Below are 24,895 nucleotides of genomic sequence, written 5' to 3' on the forward strand. Positions count from 1 at the left end.
GATAGGGGGAAATACAAATGGCCAAGGTACAAGTTGGAGATAGTCTTTACTCTAAAAATAAGATCTTTCCAGATCATAAAGCTGAACCTGGACAAAGAGCACTGGTCCAAATTCACGGGATGTTTACTGAAGCATCCGTTACTTTAATTGCGCTCTTAACCGCTACCCGTCTTCAACGTAAGGGATTTGAAACTTCTATTCTCCTTTATGGACCCTCCGGCGTTCTTCTGGGAAGCGGAACCAAGGGTTACCCCAAAGTTGGAGACGAGTTTTATCCAGGCCATCTGGCCCATAGCCAACGATTGACCCAATTCATGAAAGAAGGCGGCAAAGTCTATGTCTGCCAATTCGGATTAGGTGCTACCGGATTCCGGGAAGAAGATTTGCTTGAAGGTGTAATTCCCGTAGATCCCCTTGATGTTCTTGACATCTCCCTTGATCACTATAAATCAGGCGCTTTCATCATGGGAACTTGGATGTAAATCTCTCTATCGGTAAATAAACATTCACCCCTTCCCCGGCTCGCCGGGGGAGGGGGCTATCCCGATGGGAGCAGTAAAGGAGTAAGGAAAATGGGCAGCTCGTTGAAAAAAGCGAAACTCATGGTGGAATTGCAGAGTAAAGGTATTCGCCTGGAACAAGGTTCGGGCAAGGGGCGTCAAGGCGGGGCGGGTCCCGCCAATGGCAAGGGGATGGTCTTTGGGAACTATCAGATTACGGTTCCCACCAGCGGGGAATGTGCTATGAGTTCTGAGTACTCCCTGCATGAGGATGGAGAGCACGCCCTTATTTACAAAGATGGGGAAGTAGTCAGCGAGGTGGAGTTAATCGCCCCCCCCCGTTTCTATGAATTGCATACAGAGGATGGTGTGCCTTATAACAAAATTGCTCTTCTCCACGGACGGGATTGTTTGGCCAGCACAGTCATTCAAACATGTTCCCGTTGGCATGGGGGAGAGCGGTGCCAGTTTTGTGGCATCGGGACAAGTCTGGATGATGAAAACACGGTACCGGTAAAAACCCCTAAACAATTAGCAGAGGTAGCCGGGGCAGCTCAGCGCCTAGATAGGGTAACTCATGTAACCCTTACAGCCGGTACGACAGTTAATCCCTTATACGGTATCAAGCATTTGGGTGATTGCGCCTGGGCTATCAAAGAGGGGACAGGACTTCCTGTCCATGTCCAATTTGAACCTGTAGATGATCCGGATATTTATCGCCACCTAAAAGAATGCGGCGTGGATACAGTTGGAATGCACCTGGAGAGCTTTGACCAAAAAGTCAGAGAGCGTATTACACCTGGAAAGGCCAAGATATCCATAGAAGACTATTTCAAAGGCTTCGCCGGAGCGGTAGAAGTCTTTGGCCGAAATCAAGTGAGCACTTATATCATCATCGGATTAGGGGAGAGTCTGGCCGATACGTTAGCAGGCTGTATGCGTTGCATAGAAATGGGAGTATATCCTTTTGTGGTACCCCTTCGGCCGGTGAAAGAGACCCCCTTCGCTAATATGGCACCGCCGGTGCCGAAGGCTATGGCGGAAATCTATGGGGAAGTTGCAAGGGCTTTAGCTGATCATGGGTTAAGCGCATCGGATAGTAAAGCCGGCTGTGTGCGTTGTGGAGCTTGTTCGGTGCTGCCCGCTTTTGAAAGGAAAAAGCATGGCTAAATATGAGTTGAAAGTCGCTGAGAGTAGAGAAGAAATCAAGCAGTATGAAGAGGTAAGAAGGGCAGTCTTTGTGAACGAACAAGGCATTTTTAACGAAGACGACTCTGATGACTACGATACCATAGCCGTACCGATTATTGCTGTAGAAGCTGAAAGTGGGAGAGTAGCTGGAGTAGTACGTTGCTATCCCATAGAAAATGGAGACTGGGTGGGGGGAAGGCTTGCCGTATTGCCCGAATTTCGCGGGAGATTGGGAGCCCTTCTGGTTCGTAAAGCTATGGAGGAAGTTCAAGGTCGTGGGTGCCGTATATTCTATGCTCATATTCAGGAGCAAAATGTTAAGTTTTTTGAGAGATTAGGATGGTCTCTAACAGGGAAAAGTTCAGTGTTCAGCAATGTAGTTCATTATGATATGAAAGTGGTTTTTTAACATCGAAAGTAACCAGCATGGAAGGATGAGAGTATGTCTTGGCTCAATGATTTTGTCGCTGATTGGATGGCGACAAGCGGTCTACAAGAGAAGCAGGATATCCAGACAGTCGCGAGCAGTTTGCCGATTAGCCCCGTTGTGAATGGTCAACCGGTTCTTCTGGGGGATGATGCCGCGGCTATTCCAAGTAATGAGGGCTATCTGCTCTTGGCGGCCGAGGGGGTATGGCCACCTTTGTTACGAGCCGATCCTCAATTGGCCGGCAGGTGTTGCGTCTTAACCAATGTCAGCGATATCTACGCAATGGGAGGACGACCTACGGCAGTTGTGGATGTTCTTTTTGCTACCGATGATGAGGTTGCCTCAAAGGTCTTAAAAGGAATGCAGGAGAATGCCGAGCGATTCGGGGTACCTATCGTTGGAGGGCATTTTACCAAGAACAGAGATACTTCAGCTTTAGCTGTTGCCATACTAGGTCAGGCCAAAAAATTACTAACCAGTTACACCGCCCGCCCGGGGGATCAACTGATGCTCGTCTGCAAATTAGAAGGGAATATACGAGATGGTTTTAATTTCTGGGATTGCTCCAGCAGGTGTTCACCTGAGGAACTCAGAGAGGAATTAGAATGTCTTCCCTTCCTGGCAGAGGCGGAACTTTGTGATACCGCTAAGGATGTAAGTATGGCGGGAATCCTGGGAACCACGATTATGATGTTAGAGACCTCTGGATATGGTGCCGAGATTGATTTGGATGAGATTCCCTGCCCGCTGGGAGTCGGGCTGGAACAATGGTTAAAAGTTTTCCATAGTTATGGATTTATCTTATCTGTTCGACCGGAACAAGTGCGGGATGTCATGAATGTATTTGAGAAAAAGGAAATATGCTGCGTTCCTTATGGGAGGGTTATAGAGGACTCTACTATAACTGTCTGGGGACGCGGAGCAAGTAAAGTTATCTGGGATTTGAAAACTCCATTAATGGGTTTTGCCCAATCCTAAGTGCGAGGTGAATTATGAATAAAGCATTAGAAAACCAATTGACCGGGCTCCTCGGCCCGGATTCGGTATCAACTCTTGATATTGAACGCAGGCAATATGCCCATGATATGGCCCCTGTGCCGAAGATCTTCGGGTTGTTCTTCAAGACCATGCCCGATGCCATTGTGCGTCCGAATTCTTCTCAGCAGGTTCAGCAGTTGGTGAAATTTACAGCTGCCAATGGGATCCCCCTTATCCCCCGAGGACGTTCCACAACCATGATGGGAGGGTCCTACCCCGTTTGGGGCGGAATCTCTGTGGATATGACGGCACGCAAGGGGATTATCTCCCTGGATGAGGCAAACAGGACAGTGAAGGTCGGTTCAGGGATAATCTGGGATAATGTCTTAAGATACTTAGAAAAACGGGGACTCACTTTATATTGCTACCCCACCAGCGCTCCCTCGGCCACCGTGGGCGGTTGGTTGGGCAATGGCGGAGTCGGGCTGGGAAAAGGCGGATTGGGAATTGGTTCCCCCGCGTATGGTTATGCGGCAGATACGGTAGTGGATCTGGGGGTAGTTCTACCCTCAGGGGAATACATTGAATCCGTGGCAGCTTCCCAATATAAAGTGCAAGATTTCATCGGCAGTGACGGAGTCCTGGCTATCTATGATACGGTGACTTTAAAAGTCCGCCCTCTTCCTGCACGGCAAGAACCCTTCAGCTTTAATTTTAACGAAATAGTGAGGCTTTGTTGGGCAGTTAAAGAAAGTGCATCACTTAAACCCTTCTTCCTGCTGATCGAAGATGAAGGTATGCTTGGCTTTAAGAAAAAAGCCGGGCTTCATGTTCCACCAGCTAAAAACTTAGTCACTGTGGTCTTGGAGGGAGAAGGGGCTTCCTTAGACTCCGATATCCAAGAACTGCGTAAGATCATGATCACTCATGGGGGCCAGGAATTATCCCGAGAGATTGCAGAGGAAGAATGGGCGGGTCGTTATTATGCTATGCGCCATAAAAGTGCCGGACCCAATCTTCTCGGCGGGGAATTCAGCGCCCCAATCGATCAGTTAACGGAAGTGGTCAGACGGGTTAATGAATTGGCGGAAAATAAGAACATCACCATTGGTATTCACGGGACTCTCGGTGTTAACGAGATGTTGTTTATGCCTCAGGTGCTCAGTGATGAACGAAAGAAATTCCGTTATTTGACGATGATGTCCTTGGTTAAAGACTTAAATGATATGAGTATTGATCTAGGTGGAGTACCCTATGGTGCCGGTTTATTCAATGCCTTTTATGCCAAGGAGATCCATGGGGAGAGATTCGACGAATTGGTTCAGCTCAAAAAAGAGCTTGATCCCCGTAAAGTCATGAACCCTGGCAAGGCGATTCACTGTATGACCCGATTTAAGATAGCTCTTCCTAAGTTCGCTTACGGTCTGGGTATGTTTGGGTTGGGCCTTTTTGTAAAGTATGGCAAATAGGGGGAGACAATAATGCTACAAGAAAAACTGCGATCTATTGAACATCATATCTATACCTGCGCGTCCTGTGCATTTTGTACAGCTATTTGCCCCATATCCGAACAAATCGGATGGGAGAGTTATGGTCCTCGGGGAAGAATGCATCTTCTTAAACTTTTGATTGAAAAGGATGTACAACCCAGCGATACGGTTAAAGAGCGTTATTACGCTTGTACCACCTGCAGTCGCTGCGAAAAAGTTTGTCAGACAGATTTGCCCTTGGTAGAGATCTGGGAAGATGTACGCTCATGGCTGGTTGAGGACAAACTTGGTCCTCTGGAACCTCATAAGAAAATCGGAGCATCTGTAGAGGAAAGCCACAATACCTATCGTGAACCGGCTTCTGCCAGAAATGATTGGGCGAAAGACATTAATGTGGAGCTGAAGAGGAAGGGTAAAATAGCATTTTATGTAGGGTGTACCTCTTCTTACCGGATGCAGCAGTTGGCTCAGGATACCATGAAGATACTCCAAGCCTTAGGCGAAGATGTGGCAGTTTTGGGAGAAGATGAATGGTGCTGTGGTTCTGTATTACTGCGGACTGGACAACGAAGCCAAATTAAAGAAATCGCAGCCCATAATGTAGAAGCTCTTAAGAATACAGGAGCGGAGATTGTTGTGGCTTCCTGTACAGGCTGCTTCAAAACCATTAGTGGAGATTATCCGGTGATTACCGGGGAAGAGCTGCCTTTTAAGATGATGCACATCACTCAGTTCCTGGCCCAACGAATTCAAGAGGGTAAGCTTAAGTTTAAAAGGGCCATCCATGAAAAAGTAACCTATCATGATCCATGCCATCTAGGGCTGCATGCTGGAGAATATGATGCTCCTCGGGATATCCTCAGGGCAATTCCCGGGGTGGAGCTGATCGAGATGGACTTTGTCCGTGAGGAGTCCCGCTGCTGCGGCGCCGGGGGCGGCATGAAAGCAGGTATGCCTGATGTGGCTATGGGAATCGGAATATCCCGTGTGGATGAAGCTGAAGAAACGGGTGCCGGCATTCTGGCCAGCTGCTGTCCATTCTGCAAGACCAATCTATCTCAAGCCATTGAGGCTTCTCATAAAGACCTGGTGCAAAAAGACATTACGGCTTTGGTCGTGGAATCTATGGGTCTTGATATTTAAATTTTGTATAGATGAAGGAGAGCAAGATCTTGGTAAATAGTGAGAAGAAAACAGCTGTAGTGGCCTTCGGGGGAAATGCTTTATTGCCAGAGACACAAGAAGGAACCTTTGAGGAGCAACAGGCGAATGCCGATGCGGCTGCAGAATCCATCATCGGAATATCCCGGAATGGTTATGATGTCATTTTAGTTCATGGCAATGGCCCTCAAGTAGGTCAGGTCTTAGTGCAAAACGAGGAGTCCTCAGAAAAGGTGCCCATGCAGCCGTTGGATGCCTGCGTGGCAGCAACTCAGGGAACCATTGGCTATATCTTAACAACCGCATTGCGACGGACGGCTAAACGGCTTGATGTCGATGTCGATACAGTTACCGTGCTCACCAATGTTGCCGTGAGTCCTGCAGATCCCGCCTTTGAGAATCCTACCAAACCCATTGGGTCCTTCATGTCTGCCGAGAGGGCCCAAGAGATGGAAAAAACCAAAGGATGGAAAATCATCGAGGACGCCGGGCGGGGGTACCGCAGGGTGGTTCCCTCACCGAAACCACGGAGAATCATGGAGAGCAAAGCCATCAGGGAATTGGCCCAAGCCGGGAATATTGTCATCGCCTGCGGAGGGGGTGGGATTCCAGTGGCTAGAGTGAATGATGAATTCGTAGGCCTGGAGGCTGTCATCGATAAGGACTTGGCTTCCAGTTTATTGGCAGAAGAAATTGGTGCAGATCTTTATATTGTCCTTACCGGGGTATCTCAAGTCGCCATCAATTTTGGTAAGCCCAATATGAAGTTGTTAGATAGAATCACCGTTTCAGAAGCGGAAAAATATATGGCTGAAGGACATTTCCCGCCAGGCAGCATGGGACCGAAGATTGCCGCAGCGTTAAAGTTCATCAAGAGCAGTGGGAAAGAAGTCTTAATTACTTCAGCTGAAAAGTTAGAGGATGCTCTGAAAGGGCAAAGCGGTACTTATATTATCCCGGATGCTCAATAGTGAGGAGGAAAAAATATGGCTACGTATGAGTTGTTTTCCCAAAAATTAAAAACCATTAACATCGGCTTACCTTCCTTTGGTGAGGACTTAATCACCCAGGAGGTAGAGACCGTTCTGGTAGACTGGCAGATTCCGGCGGGGGGAAATACGGAATTAATCAATGCTCTTAAAGTGATCGAGAACGCTGAAGTGGAGAAAGCCAATCATCTGACCATCGAAAAGATTCTTAAGGGTGAACCTGTTTTAATCGGTATGGAGCGTGCTCAGGATGTTATCCCTGGGATGGGTCCGCGGAGTATTTTTCATGCAGGCCCGCCCTTAACCTGGGAACGGATGTGCCCAGGGGTACAGCGCGGGGTGCTTGGAGCCATTGTTTTTGAAGGCTGGGCAAAGGATCGGGAGAGTGCCCTGGAACTGATCAAAAACAATGAAATCGAATTCTCCCCCAATCATTTTCATAATGCGGTAGGTCCTATGACCGGAATTATTTCACCCTCCATGCCTGTATGGGTTGTTGAGAACAGGGCCTTTGGCAATCGGGCTTACTCTACCTTAAATGAAGGAAAAGGAGTGACACTCTGGTACGGGGATTTTGATGAGAGTACCGTTGAGCGTTTGACTTGGTTCAGAGATGTCTTTGGTCCTAATGTGAAAAAAGCTCTGGATAAGCAAAGCGGTACCATCAATGTCTTCAATCTGGTTGCCCAAGGATTATCCATGGGAGACGAAGTCCATGTTCGCTGCCAGGCAACCACCGCTTTAGTGATCAAGGAGCTTGTTCCTCTCTTGGCTGAAGCTGGTGTGGACGGCAAGGATATTGCCGATATGGTGCGTTTTATGGCCCGCAATAATACCTTCAGCTTAAACTTGGCTATGGCTGCTTCGAAATCTGTTTTGGATGCCGCTCATGGAGTGCCCAACAGCACCATCGTTACCGCTATGACCCGGAATGGTACGGATTTTGGAATTCGAGTGGGCGGGATGGGTAATGAATGGTTTATCACCGATGCGCCTGCACTGGATGACTGCCTATACTATGCAGGTTTTAGTGTGGAGGATGCAGTAGCGGATATCGGAGACAGTGCCATTATCGAAACCGTAGGTTTTGGGGGTATGACCTTTGCCTGTGCTCCCACCATTGCATCGTTTGTCGGCGGGGGAGTGAAAGATGCTATTGAGTTGAATAAACAAATGGCTTCGATCGCCCATGGCCGCAACAAGACTTTTGCTATTCCTAATATGGATTTTGCCGGTTCACCTACTGGAATTGATATCCGCAAAGTGGTTGAATCCCGAATCGTACCCATTATCGATACGGGTGTTATTCATAAGGAAGCAGGTATTGGGCAGATCGGGGCAGGAGTAGCACGCGCCCCCATCAGTATCTTCGAGGAAGCCGTGCTGGCTATGGCAAAAACCATGTCAACCAAACAATAAGGAGGGGCAACGATGAGTGTCAAAAATAGTGTCAAGAAAAACAGCTACCAAGATTCAGTACGCTTAATGCGGATTTCCGGCCAATTAAAAAAGATTGCCGGGGTTGTCAATGCGTCCGTCATGATGGCCACCGACGCCAATAAACGAGTTATGGAAATGGCTGGACTGCTGGGGCCTGAGGCGGCTGCCGCCGGAGCGAATGACTTGGTCATCGCAGTAGATGGAGAAACGCCGGAAGTGGCTGAGGAAGCACTTCAGGCAGCAGAAAATGCCCTTACCGAATCCACCGGTTCAGGAAAGGCAGAAGCTCAAAAAGCCAAAAATTTAGAGTTGGCCCTGGAAGAAATGCCAGGGGCCAATATGGTTACCATCTCTGTACCAGGTGCTTTTGCCAAAATCGAAGTAGCCAAGGCTTTAGCCAAAGGGGTGAATGTCTTCCTCTTCAGCGACAATGTAACCATTGAGGAAGAAGTCGAACTGAAGACAATGGCTCTGGAGAAGGGTCTGCTCATGATGGGGCCGGATTGCGGTACGTCCATTATTAATGGTGCTTGCCTGGGATTCGCCAATGTCATCAACCGCGGCAACATCGGGATTGTCGGGGCTTCCGGTACAGGGGTTCAAGAGGTCACTGTTCAAATCGAACGTTGGGGCGGCGGTTGCTCCCAAGTCATTGGGGTTGGAGGCCGTGATCTGAAGGAAAAAGTCGGCGGACTCATGTTCCTGGAAGTCATGCGCCGCCTGGATGAAGACCCGGCTACAGAGGTCATTGTCCTTATCTCCAAACCCCCCGCACAGGCCGTTATGGCTAAGGTCCGTGAGACCATTGCTCAGATGAAAAAGCCTGTGGTGGTTAATCTTCTTGGCGGAGAAGCCTCGGATAATCCCGCCGCCAATGAATATTTTGCCGGATCACTGGAAGAAGCGGCAGCAATGGCCGTTGCACTTGCCAATAGCACCAATCCTTATGCCTGGCAAGAAGACATTCCCAAAATCGAGATGGATATCGTCATGAGGGCCGAGGATCTGGCTCATAACCTTAATCCGTCACAAAAATATGTTAGGGGCTTGTTTTCCGGAGGTACCTTGTGTTATGAGGCCATGCTTCTCATGGAAAAGATCATTGGCCCTGTCAATTCCAATGTCCCCTTAAAACCGGAACAAAAACTGAGAGATTCCCTGTTTAGCTCGGAAAATACCTGTATTGACCTGGGTGAAGATGAGTTCACGGTAGGGCGCCCACACCCCATGATTGATTTCCAATTACGCAATGAGCGTATTCTAATCGAAGCCGCTGATCCGGAAACGGCGGTCATTTTACTGGATGTGGTCCTGGGTTATGGATCCAATCCTGATCCGGCTGCCGAATTAGTGCCTGTCATTAAAGAAGCTCAGGCACTTGCCCAGTCCAATGAGCGTAACATTCAATTCATCGGTTATGTGTGCGGCACGGATAAAGACCCGCAAGGAAAGGAAGAACAGATTAAAAAACTTCAGGAATGCGGGGTGGAAATTCTCCCGACCAATGCCCACGCAGCTTTGCTGGCTTCTTACACTGCAGCTAAGGTGGCAAGGGATTCAGCACATTAGGAGGCTAGCCCAATGTTAAAAATTGCAATTCTCACGTACTCAACCAAACCACGAGGTGGTGTCGTTCACTCTCTTTGTCTAGCTGAGAATCTTGCAAAACGAGGGCATGAAGTGCGAATCATCGCTCTGGATAAAAAAGAAGGGGGCGGATTTTTCCGCACCCCTCAAGTTCCTCATGAAATTATTCGATTTGGCGCCTTGCCCGAGCACTTCGATGACAAGATTGAAGCGTATATTCAGACCTATACAGATTACTTTGTGGGCGGAAAGGCAGAGGAATTTGACATCTATCATGCCCAGGATTGCATCTCCGCTAATGCGCTGGTCAATTACCGGCTAAGTGGAGCGGATTTTCCCTTGGTCCGTACCGTTCATCATCTGGACGATTTCACATCTCCGGTCTTAATGGATTGTCAGAATAAGTCCGTTCTTCGTCCTGATGCTCATATCGCCGTCAGTGAATTTTGGCAGAAACGGCTGGCTGCGGAGTATGGGGTAAAGGCTGGAATCATCCACAATGGTTTAGATACAAAACGCTTTAGCCCAGTAAAAAAGGGAGAGAAGCATAAGGTAAAGTTCGGCTTGGAAAATAAATTGGTCTTTTTAACCATTGGGGGAATTGAACCCCGTAAAAACACCAAGAAGCTGCTTGCGGCCTTCGCCCATGTGCGGAAATATTTTGCAGAATCAGGAAAACAGGCAGTCTTGGTCATCGGCGGTGGACAAACATTGTTCGATTATCAGGCCTATCGTCAGGAATTCTTTCAAATGGTAGAGGGCTATAACCTGAAGATGGGGGAAGATGTCATTAATCTTGGCGTACTAAAAGAAGAGGAAGTCCCACTGATTTATCAGGCTGCGGATTGCTTTGCTTTCCCTTCTGTTCAAGAAGGCTGGGGGCTGGTCGCTCTGGAAGCTCTTCTATCGGGGACTCCAACTGTCGTGTCGGATATACCCGTTTTCCATGAATTCCTGACCCCCGGTGAAGATGCCTTATTCGTCAACCCGGACAATGCAGAACAGTTTGCAGCAGCAATGATCGAGACGATCATGGATACCAACTTGCGACGCCGACTGATTAGCGGCGGGCTTATGACCGCATCCAACTTTAGCTGGGAGGATACAGCCCGCAAACATGAACAATTTTACTATGAGATCCTGGAAGGCGCCCAAACCAATAAATGAGCCCCCAAAAGAATCCCTAAAAGTTGATCAAAGCCCGAACTGGCTCCTACAGAACATAATTCTTGGGCTGTCCGGGCAGGAGTGGTTTTGGAGAGCCCATAGTACAAAGCACACACCATATTCTCCATAAGCTCACTGCCGGTGCCTTGAGATGCTAAGAAGAGCATTTGAGAGCTGATCTCATTGGTTAGACTTGGAGAATGCTCCACAATAATATCACTCAGAACCTTATGAGCAAAGAGTAAGGCGGCGGCAGAGGTTACAGAAAATGCTCTTTTGGCCGCTGTCAAGCTTAACAGAAGGCCGGCTAAGAAATCATCCCCTGAGGGCGTAAGTCCAGGGCCCAGTCCTATCAGTGAACAAGCCCCCTCTTCAATCATGGCTTTGTCGGAAGAATAAATCCCCTTCACGAGGCGACTAATGGATTGGCCCGCAAGAAGAACAACAGGATCTGCAGGGTGGGGAAGGGAAAAGCTCCCCTGTACTAAGGTAGTTAAGTGAGGGAAGAGTTTAGCCAGACCTGGGGATCTGGGGGAAAGGCGGAGCCAGCTTTCCACTTCCGATAGATTGTTCTTGATCAAGGCACTGGGAAGTAGGGAATTATTCTGAGATAAGGGGGGGTGCCAAAAAGCTGCCTTTTCCAGGGAGATAGAGAGGCGACCCAGAAGGAGTAATTCTTTGTTCTTCTCAAAACAAACCCAAGTTCCAGGTTCGATTCCATAAAGGGTAAAGTCCAATGAAATCGGCAGATTGGTGACGACATTTGCTGGACCATTACTGACGTCACTACGAGAGATGCTCCATAAACCATCTGTCCAGAAAATATTAATCACCCGATGAAAGACAGAGTGTACCCTACCCTTATCCCTGGACCCACGCAAATAATCCAGCACGAATGGCCCTATGCTCAATGCCGACAGGAGATCAGAATTCATAGATGACACCTTCTTGAATAGTGTAACGTTTTTATTATGGTAACAATTTATTCAAGGGATGTAAATGGGAGAGGTGATCACATGGTGAGTAGCTCAGCTTTAATGGTAATTCCTTTGAATTGTGGACAATTGCAGTTTAACCGCAGTGTATTTACGGGAAGCCCTAAAGACTCTATCTTGGAACTGCCGGTTTTTGCCTTTCTGATTCTTCATCCTCAAGGCATGATCCTTTTTGATACTGGGCTTCCGCCCCGGCTTTGGTCTGGTTCCACAATCATGGAGCTTATCCCCGGGCTTAGGGCAAAGCAAGGGAACAGTGAGGGCCTGGTTCGAGAAATTGAGAAGCAGGGTTATTCACATAAGGATATCTCCATCATTGCGAATTCCCATAATCACCCCGATCACGCCGGGGGGAATACCCTAATCCCTGAGGCACACTGTATCTGGCAAGGACATAGGGGAGATTATGATCTTTTTCGAGATGGTTCGATTCTTTTGCTGCCAACCCCAGGCCATTCCACTGATCACCGTTCCATGCTGGTCCGGGGAAATAACAAGCAGGTACTTCTGACTGGGGATGCCTGTTTTCGGCCAAATAATCTTATTGATTTAAATCCGCCCTTGATTCTGGAGGATCGCCAAGAGGCCTTACAGTCCCTGGAACGTTTAAGAGATATAAGCGAAGAAAGGGAGACGGTGATCTTGACCAGCCATGATCCTTTAGTCAGAGGAGAAGCGGTTATTCTTTAATAGTTTACAAATGGAGAAAGAGGGGAAGAGAATGAAAAAGGTGATCTCAGCTGTTCTCATGGTCACATTGCTGCTCAGTGGCTGTGCCACTAAAGATCAAAGAGATCAAGTCAATGGAACGAAGTCAGAACAGGGAACCATCTATTATGTACAGACTTCGCCGGCTAACATGCTGCAGCAATTAAGCACAGGAGAGATAGACGCCTTCGTCGCCTGGGAGCCCAATAATGCTCAAGCTGTCACGGAAGGAACAGGACGTTATCTTATGCAATCAGGTGAAGTCGCTGCAGAGCATCCTTGTTGTATCTTAGCACTGGCAGGAACTGAAGGAGACGAGGATTTGGCATTGGCCTTAGCTTGGGCCAATGTAAAAGCCGTCAACTTCATCAATGATGGCAACAACCATGAAAAAATGCTTCAATATGCTATGGATTTTACAGGGAGAGACAAAGAATCTGTAGTGGAAGCATTGACCTATACGAAATATGTGAGCTTTCCGGATCGGGAACGGTTAGCAGATTTCCTGGGAGCCATGCGCCAAAACGGAACCTTGGTCAAGGAACCTGCTGCCTTGGGATATGCAAACGATGAAGCCTTCTTCCAGGCTTTTATGAATAAGGACTACGTGGAGCGGGTCAACGCTGAATTAGAGATGAATCCCTCATGGGTACCGCCGTCAGTCAGCGGAAAACAAATTACTTTAGGTTATATCAATCAGGATCTTCACCATCTTCCGATGTTCATTGCTTCTCAAGAAGGCTATTATGAGGCAGTAGGTCTGGTCCCCGGACAGAATCTCCAGCTTAAGGGGTACGCTAACGGTGTTGCTGTCATGGAAGCCTTCAAGGTGAAGGAATTAAATGCCTCTTATCTCGGCGTGGCTCCAGCCGTTCTCAAACAGCTTAATGACGGAATTGCCCTCCGGGGGATTGCGGGTGCTAATGATGAAGGCTCTGCTATCGTCGTGGCTAAGGGCTCAGATATCCAATCCATTAGTGATCTAAAGGGTAAAACGGTAGCTATTCCAGGGCTTGGGACGGTTCAGAGCTATATACTGGATTTGGCCGCCCGGAATAACACTATGAAACTCCAAGCTAAGTAAAAAACAAGTCAGGCAGCCTTCAACGTCTTAGGAAGGAACAGACCTTGTTGACAATGGAGAAACCTAAAGGAGAGGACAGAATGAGTCGGCTTACCACGGATCAGAACATAAAGAGGATGCAATTACCCCCTTGGGAAGGAATAGCCGCAGGGCTCTTTGCTCTGTCTATCTGGCAAATTTCAGCTAACTTAGAGTTCGTCGCCTCACCCTATATCCTGAGTCAGAAGTTTGCGGGCTTAGTCCTGGAGGGAGATCCTCTTTATAATTTGACCCTGCTCCAAATGCTGGGAACCAGTTTAACTACACTTCTGGCGGGAGCAGGTTCAGCCTTTATCGTTGCTATTCCTTTGGGAATTTTGATGGGATATTTTCGTGGCCTGAGCCGTTTTCTCAATGTGTATATCAGTTTATGCCGTCCTATTCCTCCTATGGCTTGGATTCCGGTAGGATATATCTTATTTGCCGGGATGCCTCAACCTACCCTCTGGGTACAGATCATGGTTGTTTTCGTAGGAGCTTTTTTCCCCAGCTTTACTGCCACAGCCCACGCGGTCCAAAGCGTGGATCCCATCCTTATCGAGGCTGCCCAGACCTTAGGGGCCAGACATGAGAGACAGATTCTATGCAAAGTCCTCCTGCCTTCTGTGGTCCCAGCAGTCATTTCTGGTATTCGGAGCGGGCTGGGGGTAGGCTGGATGTGTATTATCGGGGCAGAATTTGTCGGCGGGCGTATGGGGATTGGTGCTTATATCTGGTCGCTCTACACTATCGGGGGAAGGATGAGTGAGATTATGATCGCCATCCTTTGTGTGGGGATCGTTGGCTTTATGATGAATGAAGGAATAAGCTTGATTGGGCGGAGGATAGCACGTTGGTACTCATGGTAGAGAATGTATATAAAGAAATAGATGGGAAAAGCGTCCTGGAAGGGATCACCTTTAATCTTCAGGAAGGGGACTTTACCTGCCTGACCGGACCCAGTGGCTGCGGCAAAACTACACTCCTGCGGCTTGCAGCGGGTCTTACTCAACCTTCAGGAGGGCGGATATGCTTAAACGGAAGCCGGACAGGAACCAGGCCGGATAGTGGTTATGTCTTTCAGGAAGGGGCGCTCTTCCCTTGGCTCACAGCAGCACAAAATGTGGCATTCGGACTGAATCTTAGGGGAGTGCCCCCTGAGGAAACAAAGCAGCGTGTTCAAGATGCTCTGGAAATGGTGGAACTCAAGGGATTTGAAAATTACTATCCCAAAGAACTTTCGGGGGGAATGCGAATGCGGGCTGCGTTGGCCAGGGTCTTGGTTTACCAACCTAAGCTTATTCTCATGGACGAGCCTTTTGCAGCCTTGGATTCCCGAACCCGGAATAAACTTCAAAGTGATATGGTTGACCTATGGCAACGTTTAAGACCCACGATTTTGATGGTAACCCACAATATTGATGAGGCAGTATACCTTGGCAATAAGATTATCGTTCTTTCCGGACAACCGGGGAGAGTTGTGGAAGAAATAGAGGTGACCATGGAACGACCCCGGGACCGTACAGAAAGATCCTTTGGTCTGATTCGCAAGCATGTTTTATCGCTGTTGGGCGAGTAACCCTATTTGAACAATATGTCCAGAAAGAATTGAGAGGTGCTAAACCCCGAACAGGTGGAGGAGTTATGGATGGAAAAGGATATAGCCCGGGTTAAGCCCCTTGAGCTTATTCATAAATTAATGGATGAAGGTACCTTTGTTGAGTTGCAAGAGCGTATGCCGGAAACCAATGTTCTAACCGGATTTGGGAAGGTGAATGGCCGGCGGGTATACGCCTTTGCTCAAAACTTTGAGACCAGAGGGGGCTCCATTGATTCGGCTCATGCCAATAAAATCATCGCTGTCATGGATATGGCGTTAAATGAGGGTGTTCCCATAGTTGGTTTTTACCATTCGGTTGGAGCCAGAATCCAAGATGGTATTCTAGCGCTGGATGCCGTTGGAAAGTTGTTTAATCACCATGTGAAATTATCAGGGAAGATACCTCAGATTTCGGTTATTATTGGTTCTTGTGCCGGCGGCGCAGCCTATTGTCCGGCATTAACAGACTTTATATTTATGATTGAAGAAAAATCCAAACTTTTTGTCACGGGTCCTAAAGTTGTACAGGCAATTACCGGCGAGAGATCAACTGCGGAAGAATTAGGGGGAACAAAGATACATGGAAAAGTGAGCGGGGTTAACCATTTTGAATCCTCAGATGAGGAGTCTGCCATTAAAGATGTTCGCAGGCTGCTTTCTTACTTGCCACAGAATCACCGTGAAAAATCTCCACGGATGGTATCGGGCATTTCCCCTAAATATTCAGATCCAAAAAACATTGTGCCGGTGGAATCGAATAAGCCTTATGACATGCTTAAGCTCATCGAGAAAATCGTGGATAATGAATCATTTATAGAGATTCAGAAGCAGTATGCAAAGAATACGATTATTGGCTTCGGGAGATTCAATGGTATTGCTTGTGGATTGATTGCCAATCAACCGAAACATCTTGCTGGAGCACTGGATGTCGATGCCTCCGAAAAAATTGCCTGCTTTATTCGGCTTTGTTCCAATTTTAATCTTCCTGTTATACTCCTTGAAGATACAGTTGGTTTTATGCCGGGAGTCCGGCAAGAATCCAGTGGGCTGCTCAGATATGGAGCAGATATCGTCAAGGCTTTTGCAGAAGCTTCGGCACCCAAAATCACGGTGATTATCAGAAAGGCATTTGGGGGAGCATATATCGCTCTTAATTCGAAAGCTATCGGAGCAACACGTGTCTATGCCTGGACAACCGCAGAGATCGGCGTGATGGGAATTGGAGCTGCGGTGAATCTGTTGAAGAAGGATTCGGCTTCATCGGAGTCTCTGGAGAGGAGCCTGAGCCGCGGAATGGAAGCGAATCTGGAACTAGCCCTTTCTCATGGAGTGATCGATGAGGTAATAGAGCCCTATGAGACCCGGCAAAAGCTGATTGAAGCGATCGAAGAGCTTAGGAAAAGAGAACAACTTGCGGTTTAAAGGATAAACCAAGATCCGGAGTTATGTTCTGGGCAGATACATATGATGGTTATTTTATCGCTTCGGGTGTAGGAGGTACTGCACCGGGAACCTTGCGTACGGAATTCCAGGATGCCAAAGAGAATTACTTTGTCCAGGCTTTTCTGGAAAATGCCCGGAAACCTGAAGGGGGTTATTCAGAGTATTATTATCCACGCCCCAAAGATGTAGACCCCTCTCAGACTCCATTGCCGAAACGCTCATACTCCGCGGGATTTGATTCTTGGGGCTGGGCTATTGGGACAGGGAACTATGTGGATGATATCGAACAAAAAATCGCGAACTATGATGTGGAATTGAATGCCGAACAAAATCGAGAACTATGGTTTACTATCCTTGGTTATATCGCTATTCTTTTGACCTCAATACTATCTTCCCTGTATATCAATCACCGGATCACGAAGAGAATCACCCCTATGTCAGAAACGGCAAAAGCGATAGCTCAAGGAAAATTATCAGTGGAAAAGCTTAACATTACAGGGATGGATAGCATCAGTGAACTTGGAGAGTCCTTAAATCGTATGGTCGTTAATTTAAATGAAGTGGTTACTATGACTAAGGCATCTTCCGATAATGTGGCGGCGACCGCTGAGGAAATGAATCAGGGGCTGGACCAATCCGCTCAGACTTCTGAACAGATTGTTCGTTCGATCAGTGAGGTTGCGGAGGGGACAACCCGCCAGGAAGCACTGGTTCGTGATGCCTTTCAAGCGGTGGGTGAAGTTTCCGCCACGATGGCGACTATGATAGAAAGTTCCAAGCAAATGGCCGGCAAATCCAGTGAGGTGGCGGATTCAGCAAATAAAGGGGAAGAAAGTATACTGCGCACTATCGACCAAATGCACAGCATTGAGAAGACGGTGAGCAAATCGGCGGAAGTGGTTAAGATCCTCGGTGAAAATTCGACTCAGATCTCAGGCATTGTGGATACGATCGGGGGAATTGCGTCCCAAACCAACCTTCTGGCACTCAATGCGGCCATCGAGGCAGCACGGGCCGGTGAAGCAGGCAGTGGTTTTGCTGTCGTGGCCGATGAAGTCCGCAAACTCGCTGAACAATCCACAGAGGCCACGGCTCAAATCGCCGACTTGATCCAACTTATTCAGACGGAGACTGAAAACGCGATCTCGGCAATGGATGACGGGATTAAAGAAGTCAAGACAGGGACCCTAGTGGTTAACGATGCGGGAGAGGCCTTTAAAGGAATCAAGGGGCTGATCGAGGAAATGTCCTCTGAAATAGAAAAGACTGTAGAACAAATCCAGTTCAGCTCCGAGGCCAATCAACATGTGGTCAGTATTATGGATGAAGTCAATGCTATCACCGATGCGATTGCTTTTGAAGTCAGTCATATCTTAACTGGGACGGAAGAGCAATCCGCTTCTATGGAAGAAATCGCTTCCTCTAGTGAAGCTCTGGCCACCATGGCAGAAGATTTGAAAAGAATTGTTTCCAAGTTCGAAAATTAAGTGTGTTAAAGCGTCTTAAAGAATGGCCGAATCCATAGTTCGGCCATTCTCTGTACTCAGGTGTAAGCAATTATGGAGAAATTCGAAGGATTATCCTTGAGCATTGCTTCTATGTGGGACTATAATAGACTCTATCAGACTTTAAAATAAGTTTTAAATTATCCGGAGCAAACGGTATCAAGGAGATGCAGTAATGATGGGGATAAGCATGAGCAGAATTAATAAAGCCGGTTTAAGGGACTTGAATCTGCGCAATTTTGCGGCGGGTATTGTATCGGCGTTGCTTGCAGTAACAGGTCCGCCTGCCATTATCCTGGAGGCGGCCTCCAATGGTAACTTTACAACTTCACAAACGATACTATGGATGTTTTCCTGTTATGTTTTTGGGGGAATTTATAGTATTCTCATCCCTTGGTATTACAAGATGCCCATCGTCGGAGCCCACTCCATTACCGGGGTGGCTTTTCTAGCTACCGTCACAGCCCATTTTTCCTATTCGGAGCTTATCGGAGCATATATAGTTTCCGCCCTTTTAATGTTAGCAGTGGGAGTGTTCGGAATCTTTTCCAAGCTCCTTGACTATGTACCTAAGCAAATTATAGCAGTCATGCTGGCCGGTATGATTATACGTTATATGGTGAACTTTATTAACTCCATCACGGAGCTTCCCATAATCGGTGGGGTGGCTCTTTTAGCCTTTTTGATTTTCAGCAAATGGAAAACCAAGATTCCACCTATGGTTGCAGCTATTGCAGCTGCAACGCTGCTCTTATTCCTGACTCAGCCTTTAGAAAGTTTAGCTCTGAGTTCCTCACCGGTTATGCCTACTCTTCAGGTGCCTGTTTTTAATCCCTTAAGCTTTCTGTCGGTATCGGTCCCCTTGGCCTTACTTATTCTCAGCAATGATGCTGCCGTTGGCTTAGGAGCCTTAGAGCAAAATGATTATCATCCGCCTATCAATAAGGTGATTTCCCTTAGCGGCTTTTTTTCTGTCCTTACCAGCTTTTTCGGCGGACAATCGGCCAATGTAGCCGGTATGATGTCGGCCATCTGTGCTGATCCTGAAGCGGGCCCTAAGGAAAAACGCTACATGGGTGCAGTAGTCTCGGGGGTTATTATCCTTCTCTTCGGCCTTTTTGCCTGGAAGCTGGTGCCCTTGATTCAGGTATTGCCTAAACCTTTCATTTCCCTGCTGGTGGGTTTTGCCCTCTTAGGTGTGTTTGGGAATAGCTTATCCACTGGATTTTCCAACCCTAAAATGAAATTAAGTGCTGCTTTGACCTTTGTCATTGCTTTGTCTAATATTACACTATTAAATATCAGTGCCCCGGTCTGGTCTTTGCTCATTGGGACTTTAGTCGCACGATTTGTAGAGAATTGACTTAGAATTTAAGACAATTTAAAGAATTTGAGTCAATTTTTGGTTAAAATTTTTTAAAATCTATAAGAGAAGGAGGAGTTTTAATAATTATGTAGAAAATTTATGAAATAGTAGCTCTTTATTATGAAAAATAGCATTTTGTCAGAATTGAAGTAGGTGAGTTACCATAGACATACCTTTAATTGTATTGCTGTTACAGGGGATCCCAGAAGAAATTGGAATCGTCACCTTAGCCTATGCTATTGCAGGAGTTCCTTTTCGGTGGAAAGAGCTTATACCAATGGGGATCATTCTGGCATTAACTGCTTACGTCTTGAGACTTATAAACCTTCCTTTTGGAACTCATACAATTGCTCTTGTAGTCTTAGTGTTTATTTTCTTAACCGTGAAGAGTAAGAAAGACGTAAGTGTTTCACTATTTGCTTCTTTAGTGAGTTATATGTTTTTGATTGTGTTTGAGTTTATATCTATTAATTCGTTCATAGTTGTCTTAAATATTCCCGCCGAAGCTATGTTTTCTGATTCCATGAGTAGAATATTGTTTACTGAACCACAGGTTATCTTGCTATTTATTACTGCACTTTTAATTCGGCGAAAGAAGGGTAGTACATGATTAGCCTTAATGATATGAGTAATAGCCTGACTAATATAATCACCAAGGATTTGGACTATAACGAAGATAAGAAAGAGATTATTGCTTACGCTATTGAGACATCACTACTCGCTGTAATAGGGACTCTTTTATTAATTCTTTTTGCAGTTGTTTTAGATGCATTGAAACCTGCACTTATCGCAGCCCTATTTGGGGTTGCACTACGTAAGGTCTCTGGAGGTGCACATTTTAATACGCCCACAAAATGTTTGGTTTTTGGAGCGATTGTATATACCTTTCTTGGTGTTTTAGCTCAAACTTTAGTGAAACACCAATTGCACTATAATTATTTGCTTTGGATAAGCCTTGCAAGTTCCTTTTTGATAGTTATTATTCTTGCGCCGGTTGATAGTGAGAGTAAACCGATTCATTCTAAAAGATTGAGAAATAACTTAAAAATGCTGTCCATTGCTGTGGTAATCGCAGCTTTCATAATTTACATAATATCATCGGAACCATTGTTAAATGTCAGCATGTGTTTTGGGATACTCTATCAGTCTCTTACATTGCTGCCTATATTCAATCGACGGGGAGGTGGATAAGATGAAAAAAACTATCTTCACAGCTCTCGCCACATCATTAATGGTACTAGCCAGTGCATCTTCAGTATTTGCTTGCGGTTGGTACGCATATCAACCTAAAACACCTAAATCATTACAGAAATAAAGAGTTCCACTTAAGCAAGCTGGGTTTTTAAAACCCAGCTTGCTTAAGAATGGGAGGGTAAAATGAATAGAGTTTTTCTAAAAAAGTCAATTATTCAATCAACCCTATTTAGTATAACAATTAGCATATTTATGATAACCATGGTATTGATTTTGTTTTTTGGAAAGACCTTTTGGGAAAAAGAGTCCGTTAAACTGGAATATGACTTATTGACGATTGCTCTAGACGTTAAACAGACTATTGATTCCAATTGGCATTTAATCCTTTCTTACCAAGATGATGTAAACGCTCCACCTAGAACCCAACAAATGATAAAGCTCGACGAAGCGATAAGACCCTTGCTACAGGAGAAACACCCCTACTCCGTTGCCTATTATGACTTGGCTCTTGACCGGATGGTTTCTGAAGGAAAACAAATAGAGTCTGTAGAGGAGGTTGTAGTCGACCTTCATGGGACTTCTAAAATAAAAGTTCTTGATTATGATCATATAACTCTGGTAAGCGTTCCAGTATTACTGGAAAAAGACGTGAAGGGATATGTATGGGCTTACGCTACAAAATCTGAGTTTGAGCTTGGGCCTTTTACGGGGTATAGTATTTCCTTTAGTTTATTGTTTTTGTCCTTAGGAATCATTATTATCCTCATTCAAAAATTTATGAAAGAGATTCAACATCAGTTGGAAGAATTCTCTGAATCCATCGTTCACCCTGAAGCTAATCTTTCGTGGAATTTCCATGGGCTACCTGAACTGAAGCCGGTTTTTGACAGGATTGCGGGGTATACCCAAGAACTAAATGCTATTAATGATGAGCTTGAGGCTTCACAGCGGCGATTTAAACAAATCATGGAAGGGATTTCCGATGGTTTGTTTTCTATAGATAAAGAGTGGAGGCTTCTTTTCTATAATGATGTAGCTAAAAAGTATTTTGATAAGTCCGATGAAGAATTAAAAATGAAAAATATCCTGGAGATTTTCCCGGACTTTTCTCTTACAGTAACGTATCAATATATTTCTGAAGTCTTCATTAGTGCTGAGCCTGCCTATTTTGAAGGAGAGGGAATACTGACTCCTGAGAGAATCTTCCATACCAGTATTTATCCTTTTGAAGAGGGAATTACGGTCTTTTTCAGGGATATCACGGAGCAAAGGCAACAGCAGCATGAAATGGCGCGGCTGGAAAGGCTGAACCTCGTTGGTCAAATGGCCGCCGGAATCAGCCATGAGATAAGAAATCCCCTCACCACTGTCAAGGGCTTCTTGCAGTTACGGGGCAGTAAGGTTTCGGATTCCGATGAAAGGGAATACAACGAACTGATGATTTCGGAGATTGATTGCGCCAATACCATTATTTCTGAGTTTTTATCATTGGCAAAAAATAATATGGATTCTACTAAAGAACAGGATATCAATCAGATTATCTATAGAATTTTTCCAATGATTCAGGCCGATGCCAATAACGGCAATAAAGAGCTCATATTAAACTTAAATCCATTGCCCAGCTTAATGCTGAATGAGAATGAAATCCGTCAACTGATCTTAAACTTTGTCCGCAATGCCTTAGAGGTTACTCCTCCGGGCGGATGTGTCATTATCCGGACCTACGAGGAAAGAAATCTTATCGTTTTGGCTGTTCAGGATCAAGGGTGCGGTATTCCTGAAGAGATTCGAGATAAGATTGGGACTCCGTTTTTTACAACCAAAGAAAGCGGAACGGGTCTGGGAATTGCTATCTCCATGGGGATAGCTCATCGCCATAATGCTGAGCTGATTTTTGATACGGGAAATCAAGGGACAACGTTTAAAGTTATATTTAAGAGAAGAAATATCCTAAGTAAAAAAGACGAAGTCATTTAATGGACAATATTAGGAATACTATTCATATCAAGTTGACAGATAAATGGACATTTGGTTAAATAGAATAAATTCATCGCGAATAACATGCTTTTATGGAGGAATACAAAATGTTCACCACGCAACAGCCTCTACCGGAAGAGTATCTTAACCTTAGCGAAGAAGAGATGGATCGGCGGATACGAAAGGTGAAAGAGGAGCTGGGTTCCCGGTTGATTATACTGGGCCATCATTATCAACGGGATGAGGTTGTCCGCTATGCTGATTACCGGGGGGATTCTCTGAGACTCTCTCAATTGGCGGCTCAAGCTGACGCGGAGTACATCGTCTTCTGTGGTGTCCACTTTATGGCGGAGACTGCTGACATCCTGACTGTTCCGGAGCAGAAGGTGATCTTGCCCGATCTGGAGGCAGGGTGCCCTATGGCTGATATGGCAGATATCGAAGATGTTGAACGGTGCTGGGAACAGATCAGTACCCAGTATAATGAAGAGTTCGTTCCTGTAACATACGTCAATTCCTCGGCAGAGGTGAAAGCCTTTTGCGGACGCCATGGAGGTCTGACTTGTACTTCCTCCAATGCTATGAAGATCCTCAAAACATTGTTCAGTCAGGGGAAACATATCCTTTTCCTGCCGGATGAGCATCTTGGACGCAATTCAGCGATGCATCTGGGCCTAGAGGATAAGGACATGTTCTTATGGCATCGGGAGGAATGGGAGATGGAGCTGCCGGAGGCTGCACCGAAGATTATCCTTTGGGATGGCTATTGCGGTGTCCATCAGAGATTCACGCCTGCCCATGTGGATTATGTCCGGTCGAAATATCCTGGAGTTACGGTGATAGTTCACCCGGAATGCAGCCATGCAGTGGTTGAAAAGGCGGATCTGGACGGCTCCACAGATTTTATTATCCGTCAAATTACAGGCGCTCCGGAGGGGAGCATTTGGGCTGTGGGAACAGAGATCAATCTTGTAAGCCGGCTGGCCAAGGAGAACCCGGATAAAAAGGTATTTAGTCTCAATGAGAACACTTGTCTCTGTGTCATGATGAGCCGCATCAGTCAACCTCATCTTCTCTGGGCTTTGGAGAATCTGCAGAAAGGTAATGTAGTGAATCAAATTACTGTGAAACCTGAGATTGCCAAGGATGCCATTGTAGCCTTGGATCGAATGCTGGAGATGAGCAAATAGATGAGATTCCGTAATGGATCCAAGGAAGGGCTTGCTTTTCTTGGATCTTTCTATCTCTTTGACCTATTGTTATTATCAGAAAATTCTTGTAACATAAGAGAATAGAAAGAAAACAGGGCCTAGGGCCTGGGAGGGGTAATTCAATGGATGTAAAAACCGCAATGCTGGAAAGACACAGTATCCGCAAATTCAAGCCGGATCCTGTACCTGAGGAGATGCTGAGAGAATTGCTGGAGGCTGCCCGTTTGGCACCTTCGGGAACCAATCAGCAGCCTTGGCGTTTTATCGTGGTTAAAAATCAGGAGGTTAAAGAAAAAATCCAGGGAGCTGCTTTCAATAATAGATTTCTGAGTGAAGCTCCTGTGCTTTTGGTGTGCTGTGCCGATCTCTCAACCTATGCCACCAACACCCGCAAGAGGCTTCAGGAATTAGTGGATGCCGGAGTATTTAGAGAAGAGGATGTAAGCAACTATCCCAATGCGGATAAGCCTATGGATGCTGAGACCTTAAAGGGGTATAAGCCTCATGCCATGCTGAATGTGGCCATTGCCATTGAGCATATTGCCCTGCGCGCTGTGTCTTTGGGCTTAGGTACCTGTTGGGTACAATTAATGAAGGCCAGAGAGATCAGCAAGATCCTGGACTTGCCGGAAAACCTCATCATTACAGCTCTGATGCCTGTGGGCTTTCCGGACCAAAGTCCCGGCATGCGGCCTCGCTTAAAGCTTGAGGAGATTATCTATAAGGTTATCGAATAGAGTGCTCAGGGTGGAATGAGAGGTATAAATATTGTATACATCTAAAAAAACCGTTGTCATGATCCCTTGTTCTGTGTTATTTTTAATTCAGTAATTTTATAAAAGAAGAGCAAAGGCGCTCATA

Annotated in this window: 23 protein-coding genes; 22 read left to right on the top strand and 1 reads right to left on the bottom strand. The window is 46.3% G+C overall.

All coding sequences use genetic code 11. From position 1 onward, the window contains the following. Positions 1-17 precede the first annotated feature (17 nt). The 10 genes from DESPCE1_RS0103785 (at position 18) to DESPCE1_RS0103830 (ending at position 10,933) form a co-directional block, all read left to right on the top strand. Positions 18-482 carry an MSMEG_0572/Sll0783 family nitrogen starvation response protein gene (locus DESPCE1_RS0103785; RefSeq protein ID WP_014792714.1) on the top strand — a complete coding sequence of 155 codons (465 nt, stop codon included), beginning with the start codon at positions 18-20 and terminating at the stop codon, positions 480-482. A gap of 90 nt (positions 483-572) precedes the next feature. Next, complete coding sequence (locus tag DESPCE1_RS0103790; RefSeq protein WP_019849522.1) at positions 573-1,670, top strand: MSMEG_0568 family radical SAM protein; 1,098 nt, start codon at positions 573-575, stop codon at positions 1,668-1,670. Beyond that, entirely contained in the window at positions 1,663-2,100 is a 438-nt protein-coding gene (locus DESPCE1_RS20970; RefSeq protein ID WP_014792716.1) for an MSMEG_0567/Sll0786 family nitrogen starvation N-acetyltransferase, read from the top strand. The genes DESPCE1_RS0103790 and DESPCE1_RS20970 overlap by 8 nt, the downstream gene beginning before the upstream one ends. A 33-nt stretch (positions 2,101-2,133) precedes the next feature. Further along, a complete protein-coding gene (locus DESPCE1_RS0103800; RefSeq protein WP_019849523.1) occupies positions 2,134-3,099 on the top strand; it encodes a sll0787 family AIR synthase-like protein in 966 nt (321 codons plus the stop codon). Between the two features lie 14 nt (positions 3,100-3,113). Continuing rightward, positions 3,114-4,568: an FAD-binding oxidoreductase gene (locus tag DESPCE1_RS0103805; protein WP_019849524.1), complete on the top strand. Its 1,455-nt coding sequence runs from the start codon at positions 3,114-3,116 to the stop codon at positions 4,566-4,568. A gap of 12 nt (positions 4,569-4,580) precedes the next feature. Beyond that, a complete protein-coding gene (locus tag DESPCE1_RS0103810) occupies positions 4,581-5,732 on the top strand; it encodes a (Fe-S)-binding protein (protein WP_019849525.1) in 1,152 nt (383 codons plus the stop codon). Between the two features lie 29 nt (positions 5,733-5,761). Continuing rightward, complete coding sequence (gene arcC, locus DESPCE1_RS0103815; protein ID WP_019849526.1) at positions 5,762-6,721, top strand: carbamate kinase; 960 nt, start codon at positions 5,762-5,764, stop codon at positions 6,719-6,721. Between the two features lie 15 nt (positions 6,722-6,736). Continuing rightward, entirely contained in the window at positions 6,737-8,158 is a 1,422-nt protein-coding gene (locus DESPCE1_RS0103820) for a DUF1116 domain-containing protein (RefSeq protein ID WP_019849527.1), read from the top strand. Between the two features lie 12 nt (positions 8,159-8,170). Beyond that, entirely contained in the window at positions 8,171-9,748 is a 1,578-nt protein-coding gene (gene fdrA / locus DESPCE1_RS0103825) for an acyl-CoA synthetase FdrA (protein ID WP_019849528.1), read from the top strand. A gap of 12 nt (positions 9,749-9,760) precedes the next feature. Next, complete coding sequence (locus DESPCE1_RS0103830; RefSeq protein ID WP_019849529.1) at positions 9,761-10,933, top strand: MSMEG_0565 family glycosyltransferase; 1,173 nt, start codon at positions 9,761-9,763, stop codon at positions 10,931-10,933. Here DESPCE1_RS0103830 and DESPCE1_RS0103835 read toward each other — a convergent pair. Next, positions 10,897-11,868, bottom strand: a complete 972-nt coding sequence (locus DESPCE1_RS0103835) for a DUF2877 domain-containing protein (RefSeq protein WP_019849530.1) — start codon at positions 11,866-11,868, stop codon at positions 10,897-10,899. The genes DESPCE1_RS0103830 and DESPCE1_RS0103835 overlap by 37 nt on opposite strands. 81 nt (positions 11,869-11,949) lie before the next feature. Here DESPCE1_RS0103835 and DESPCE1_RS0103840 point away from each other — a divergent pair, with 81 nt between their 5' ends. The 12 genes from DESPCE1_RS0103840 (at position 11,950) to DESPCE1_RS0103895 (ending at position 24,771) form a co-directional block, all read left to right on the top strand. Next, on the top strand, positions 11,950-12,618 hold the full coding sequence (locus DESPCE1_RS0103840) for an N-acyl homoserine lactonase family protein (protein ID WP_014792725.1): 669 nt from the start codon (positions 11,950-11,952) through the stop codon (positions 12,616-12,618). Between the two features lie 31 nt (positions 12,619-12,649). Beyond that, positions 12,650-13,720 (top strand): ABC transporter substrate-binding protein, encoded by a 1,071-nt coding sequence (locus DESPCE1_RS0103845; RefSeq protein WP_019849531.1) that lies wholly within the window; start codon positions 12,650-12,652, stop codon positions 13,718-13,720. Positions 13,721-13,800: 80 nt separating this feature from the next. Then, entirely contained in the window at positions 13,801-14,607 is an 807-nt protein-coding gene (locus DESPCE1_RS0103850; RefSeq protein WP_014792727.1) for an ABC transporter permease, read from the top strand. Further along, the gene (locus tag DESPCE1_RS0103855; RefSeq protein WP_242835417.1) at positions 14,601-15,317 is read left to right on the top strand and encodes an ABC transporter ATP-binding protein; all 717 of its coding nucleotides are present in this window, start codon (positions 14,601-14,603) and stop codon (positions 15,315-15,317) included. Before DESPCE1_RS0103850 ends, DESPCE1_RS0103855 begins: the two co-directional genes overlap by 7 nt. A gap of 69 nt (positions 15,318-15,386) precedes the next feature. Beyond that, complete coding sequence (locus DESPCE1_RS20975) at positions 15,387-16,760, top strand: acyl-CoA carboxylase subunit beta (protein WP_019849533.1); 1,374 nt, start codon at positions 15,387-15,389, stop codon at positions 16,758-16,760. A gap of 23 nt (positions 16,761-16,783) precedes the next feature. Further along, on the top strand, positions 16,784-18,268 hold the full coding sequence (locus DESPCE1_RS0103865) for a methyl-accepting chemotaxis protein (protein WP_019849534.1): 1,485 nt from the start codon (positions 16,784-16,786) through the stop codon (positions 18,266-18,268). A gap of 193 nt (positions 18,269-18,461) precedes the next feature. Then, on the top strand, positions 18,462-19,649 hold the full coding sequence (locus DESPCE1_RS0103870; protein ID WP_019849535.1) for a benzoate/H(+) symporter BenE family transporter: 1,188 nt from the start codon (positions 18,462-18,464) through the stop codon (positions 19,647-19,649). Between the two features lie 609 nt (positions 19,650-20,258). Next, positions 20,259-20,843, top strand: coding sequence for an accessory gene regulator ArgB-like protein (locus DESPCE1_RS0103880; RefSeq protein ID WP_019849537.1), 585 nt, complete (start codon positions 20,259-20,261; stop codon positions 20,841-20,843). 1 nt (position 20,844) lies between these two features. Then, entirely contained in the window at positions 20,845-20,967 is a 123-nt protein-coding gene (locus DESPCE1_RS22275; protein WP_018214162.1) for a cyclic lactone autoinducer peptide, read from the top strand. Between the two features lie 62 nt (positions 20,968-21,029). Beyond that, positions 21,030-22,823, top strand: coding sequence for a nitrogen regulation protein NR(II) (locus DESPCE1_RS0103885; RefSeq protein ID WP_019849538.1), 1,794 nt, complete (start codon positions 21,030-21,032; stop codon positions 22,821-22,823). Between the two features lie 107 nt (positions 22,824-22,930). Next, positions 22,931-24,013, top strand: a complete 1,083-nt coding sequence (nadA, locus tag DESPCE1_RS0103890) for a quinolinate synthase NadA (RefSeq protein ID WP_019849539.1) — start codon at positions 22,931-22,933, stop codon at positions 24,011-24,013. Positions 24,014-24,156: 143 nt separating this feature from the next. Then, on the top strand, positions 24,157-24,771 hold the full coding sequence (locus DESPCE1_RS0103895) for a nitroreductase family protein (protein ID WP_014792736.1): 615 nt from the start codon (positions 24,157-24,159) through the stop codon (positions 24,769-24,771). Positions 24,772-24,895 lie beyond the last annotated feature (124 nt).

This window comes from Desulfitobacterium sp. PCE1, assembly GCF_000384015.1.
GTDB lineage: Bacteria > Bacillota > Desulfitobacteriia > Desulfitobacteriales > Desulfitobacteriaceae > Desulfitobacterium > Desulfitobacterium dehalogenans.

Bases quoted from the DNA above. Each gene is read 5' to 3' on its own strand.
- DESPCE1_RS0103790 (WP_019849522.1), top strand. From the start codon at position 573: ATGGGCAGCTCGTTGAAAAAAGCGAAACTCATGGTGGAATTGCAGAGT.
- DESPCE1_RS0103840 (WP_014792725.1), top strand. From the start codon at position 11,950: ATGGTGAGTAGCTCAGCTTTAATGGTAATTCCTTTGAATTGTGGACAA.
- DESPCE1_RS0103845 (WP_019849531.1), top strand. From the start codon at position 12,650: ATGAAAAAGGTGATCTCAGCTGTTCTCATGGTCACATTGCTGCTCAGT.
- DESPCE1_RS0103800 (WP_019849523.1), top strand. From the start codon at position 2,134: ATGTCTTGGCTCAATGATTTTGTCGCTGATTGGATGGCGACAAGCGGT.
- DESPCE1_RS20970 (WP_014792716.1), top strand. From the start codon at position 1,663: ATGGCTAAATATGAGTTGAAAGTCGCTGAGAGTAGAGAAGAAATCAAG.
- DESPCE1_RS0103865 (WP_019849534.1), top strand. From the start codon at position 16,784: ATGTTCTGGGCAGATACATATGATGGTTATTTTATCGCTTCGGGTGTA.
- DESPCE1_RS0103810 (WP_019849525.1), top strand. From the start codon at position 4,581: ATGCTACAAGAAAAACTGCGATCTATTGAACATCATATCTATACCTGC.
- DESPCE1_RS22275 (WP_018214162.1), top strand. From the start codon at position 20,845: ATGAAAAAAACTATCTTCACAGCTCTCGCCACATCATTAATGGTACTA.
- DESPCE1_RS0103830 (WP_019849529.1), top strand. From the start codon at position 9,761: ATGTTAAAAATTGCAATTCTCACGTACTCAACCAAACCACGAGGTGGT.
- DESPCE1_RS0103885 (WP_019849538.1), top strand. From the start codon at position 21,030: ATGAATAGAGTTTTTCTAAAAAAGTCAATTATTCAATCAACCCTATTT.
- DESPCE1_RS0103820 (WP_019849527.1), top strand. From the start codon at position 6,737: ATGGCTACGTATGAGTTGTTTTCCCAAAAATTAAAAACCATTAACATC.
- DESPCE1_RS0103855 (WP_242835417.1), top strand. From the start codon at position 14,601: ATGGTAGAGAATGTATATAAAGAAATAGATGGGAAAAGCGTCCTGGAA.
- DESPCE1_RS0103870 (WP_019849535.1), top strand. From the start codon at position 18,462: ATGATGGGGATAAGCATGAGCAGAATTAATAAAGCCGGTTTAAGGGAC.
- DESPCE1_RS0103805 (WP_019849524.1), top strand. From the start codon at position 3,114: ATGAATAAAGCATTAGAAAACCAATTGACCGGGCTCCTCGGCCCGGAT.
- nadA (WP_019849539.1), top strand. From the start codon at position 22,931: ATGTTCACCACGCAACAGCCTCTACCGGAAGAGTATCTTAACCTTAGC.
- DESPCE1_RS0103895 (WP_014792736.1), top strand. From the start codon at position 24,157: ATGGATGTAAAAACCGCAATGCTGGAAAGACACAGTATCCGCAAATTC.
- DESPCE1_RS0103835 (WP_019849530.1), bottom strand. From the start codon at position 11,868: ATGAATTCTGATCTCCTGTCGGCATTGAGCATAGGGCCATTCGTGCTG.
- fdrA (WP_019849528.1), top strand. From the start codon at position 8,171: ATGAGTGTCAAAAATAGTGTCAAGAAAAACAGCTACCAAGATTCAGTA.
- DESPCE1_RS0103880 (WP_019849537.1), top strand. From the start codon at position 20,259: ATGATTAGCCTTAATGATATGAGTAATAGCCTGACTAATATAATCACC.
- DESPCE1_RS0103850 (WP_014792727.1), top strand. From the start codon at position 13,801: ATGAGTCGGCTTACCACGGATCAGAACATAAAGAGGATGCAATTACCC.
- DESPCE1_RS20975 (WP_019849533.1), top strand. From the start codon at position 15,387: ATGGAAAAGGATATAGCCCGGGTTAAGCCCCTTGAGCTTATTCATAAA.
- DESPCE1_RS0103785 (WP_014792714.1), top strand. From the start codon at position 18: ATGGCCAAGGTACAAGTTGGAGATAGTCTTTACTCTAAAAATAAGATC.